Raw genomic sequence first — 3,257 nt, 5'->3', positions numbered from 1 at the left:
CCGTCGACCGAGACCGTCGAGCCGGCGGAGAAGCCGGTGCCGGTGACCGTGACGGGGGTGCCGCCTCCTGCCGGGCCCTGGGCCGGCGTGATGCCGGCCAGGACGGGCGCGCCGACCGGGGCGGGCTGGTAGGTGAAGGTCTGCGGGGCGCTGGTGCCGCCGCGCGTCGTCACGGTCACGCCGACCGGCCCGAGGGCGTGCGCCGGGGTCGTGAACGTGAGCGAGGTGCCGTCGCCGGCGATGCTGTCGGGCGTGATCGGGGCGGAGCCGTCGACCGAGACGGTCGAGTCGGCGAGGAAGCCGGAGCCGGCGACGGTCACCGTGGTTCCGCCTCCGACGGGGCCCTGCGCGGGCGTGAGGCCCGTGATCGCGGGGACGGGGACGTAGGTGAACGTCTGCGGGCCGGAGGTGCCGACCGCGGTGGTCACGGTGACGGGCACCGGGCCTGCCGCGTGGGCGGGCGTGACGAAGGTGAGCGACGTGCCGTCGCCCGAGACCGCCGTGGGCGTGATCGGCGCACCGCCGTCGACGCTCACGCGCGAGTCCGCGGTGAAGGCCGAGCCGGTGAGCGTGACGGCGGTGCCGCCCGCGACCGGGCCCTCGACGGGCGTGATGCCGGTGAGCGTCGGCGCGGCGAGCGGGCCGGCGTTCGGGCCGACCGAGGCGGAGGCGAGCTCCACGGCGGTGCCGGCCTGGAGGACGCCGAGCAGGCCGACGCGGAGGGCGCTCTGCGTGAAGGTGCCGCCGGCGGTCGTCTTGTTGTTGACCCGCAGCGACACGACGCCGGTGAGCGCGGTGGCGAGCGGGGTGACGACGGTGCTGCCGAGGCCGGTGAGGACGGTGTTCACCGGTGCGAGGACGGTGGCCAGCACGGTGTTGAGCACCGGGCTGAGGACGCCGAGGTCGACCGGGACGCGGAGGCCGAGGACGTTGACGGTAGCACCGACCCCGTTCAGGCTGCTCGTGAGCTGGGTGACCAGGTTCTGCACCGCCGTGGTGAGGGCCGGGAGCAGCTGCGTCGTGAGCGCGGTCGTGATGTACGGCGTCAGGTCGGTGCCCGCCGGGAGGCTGTTGAGGGCGACGCCCTGCGACGCGAGGGCCGAGGGGACGTCGAGCGTGATCGCGCCCGTCTGCAGGTTCGCGGTGATCGACCCGTCGGCGCTCGTCACGGTCGTGAGCGAGTTGCCGAGGGTGGTCAGGTTCGGCAGGCCCGTGACTTGGACGGTCGGGCCGAGCAGGCGCGTGAGGGTGGCGGGGATCGCGTCGACGGTGGGCTGCAGACCCGTGAGGGTCGAGCGCAGGCCGTTGATCGTCGTCGCGAGGACCGGGCTGGTGAGGCTGAGGTCGAGGTCGGCGATCTGGTACGCGCCGGTCTGGGCCCCGTTCGGCCCGGCGGCCTGAGCCGCGGTGGCCGAGAGCGCGCCCGTCGTGACGCGGAGGTTGGCGAGGGCCTGCGTGTTCACCAGACGGCTGAGGTTGAAGCTGGCGTTCGCCTGCGGCACCCCGGCCTGGCCGCCGACGCCGATCGCGCCTGCGTTGGTCACGGCACCGGAGGCGGCGGTCGAGCTGCCGTTCGCGTTCGCCTGCGCGTACTGGTTGACGGCGCCGACGGTGAGGAGGCCGTTCGGGCCGAGCAGCTGGATGCCGCTCCCGAGGTCGGCGCGGGCCGCGTTCAGCACCGTCACGTCGAGGGGCGTCGACTGCGTCACCGGGGCCGGCTGGCCCGTGTTGGTCGCCGCGGCGGGCTGCAGCAGCAACACGTTCGCCAGGTCGAGGCCGAGCGCGGTCCCGTCGAGGAACCGGCCCTCGGCCGTCGAGGCTGCAGGGGCGGCCGTGGCCGGGGCCGCGGCGAGCACGCTGCCGCCGATGCCGAGCAGGGCGGCCGTGAGCACGGCCACTCCCTGCTTCGCCCTGGAGTGGTGACGGTGCGCGGTCGGTCGCCCTTTTTCGGCGCGCGCGAGTGCTTCAGTCCTCATGGACTCGCTCCTGATCCTCATGGCAGCGGTGGTTGGCGCCTGAGCCGTCGGTTGGTGAGACCGGGGCAGCAGACTCGCTACCTGGCCGACGATAGGGCACTTGCGCGAGGATCGCTCGTCCTATTTCGCCGCATGTCCCCCGATCCGGCCGGTCGGCCCCCGGAATGGGGGTGTGCGTCGAGAGCCGGTACGGGCTCACCGGCCCCCGGCCGTAGCGTGGTCCCGTGGACCAGCTGACCGACCTCCAGCACGCGACCGCCACCGTCGTGGGGGCCGGGCAGGCAGGGCTGTCCGCGGCGCACCACCTGCGCCTCCGCGGGTTCGTGCCCGCCGTGGGCCGTGTGGACGCGGGAGGCCCTGCGGACGGCCCGCCGACGTTCGTCGTCGTCGACGCCGGCGAGGCACCAGGAGGCGCGTGGCGGCACCGCTGGGAGTCGCTGCGGATGGCCACCGTCAACGGCATCTTCGACCTGCCGGGCATGGCCCTGCCTCCCGTCGACGAGGCGGAGCCGAGCCGGGTCGCCGTGCCGCGCTACTTCGCCGCCTACGAGGAGGCGGAGCAGCTGCGGGTGCACCGCCCCGTGCACGTGACGGGGGTCGAGGCCGTCGACGACGACCCCTCGGGCCTGCTGCGGGTCGAGAGCGACGCCGGCACGTGGACCACGCGCGCGGTGGTGAACGCGACCGGCACCTGGGACGAGCCGGTGCTGCCGGACGTGCCCGGCGCCTCCTCGTTCACGGGTCGACAGCTGCACACGCGCGACTACGTGTCCGCGGCGGAGTTCGCGGGGAGGCGCGTCGCCGTGGTCGGCGGCGGGATCTCGGCGGTGCAGCTGCTCGACGAGATCAGCCGGGTCGCGACGACGCTCTGGTACACGCGGAGGGAGCCCGTGTTCCTCGACCACGACTTCACCTCGGGGTCGGACGGCGTCGACGTCGAGCGACGCGTCGCCGACGACTCGGCCGCCGGGCGCCTCCCGGGCAGCATCGTGTCGTACACGGGGCTGATCTGGACCGGGTACGCCCGCGACGCCGAGCGACGGGGAGCTCTCGTCCGCCGACCGATGTTCACCGCGATGGGGCCGCGGCACGTCGTCGAGGCCGACGGCTCGTCGACGAGCGTCGACGCCGTGCTGTGGGCGACGGGGTTCCGGCCGAGCGTCGGGCACCTCGACGGGCTCGACCTGCGGGGGCCGCTCGGGGGCGTCCCGCTCGTCGGCACCCGGGCCGCCCGCGACCGGCGGGTGCACCTGATCGGGTTCGGGCCGTCACAGTCGACCG

General features: G+C 74.7%; 2 protein-coding genes. One reads left to right on the top strand and one right to left on the bottom strand.

Annotation, left to right across the window (positions count from 1 at the left end; genetic code table 11):
* The coding region (locus RWM17_RS13305) for a choice-of-anchor G family protein (protein WP_314104428.1) at positions 1-1,976 on the bottom strand (1,976 nt) is incomplete at its 3' end.
* A 224-nt stretch (positions 1,977-2,200) separates the two neighbouring features.
* On the opposite strand from RWM17_RS13305, the gene RWM17_RS13300 reads away from it, so the two are divergent.
* A partial coding sequence (locus RWM17_RS13300; protein WP_314104426.1) for an NAD(P)-binding domain-containing protein occupies positions 2,201-3,257 on the top strand: 1,057 nt, incomplete at its 3' end.

It is taken from the genome of uncultured Frigoribacterium sp., from assembly GCF_963515265.1.
Taxonomy (GTDB): Bacteria; Actinomycetota; Actinomycetes; order Actinomycetales; family Microbacteriaceae; genus Frigoribacterium.
The sequence above is the reverse complement of the archived record's forward strand: the minus strand, read 5'-3'. Positions and strand labels throughout refer to the sequence as shown.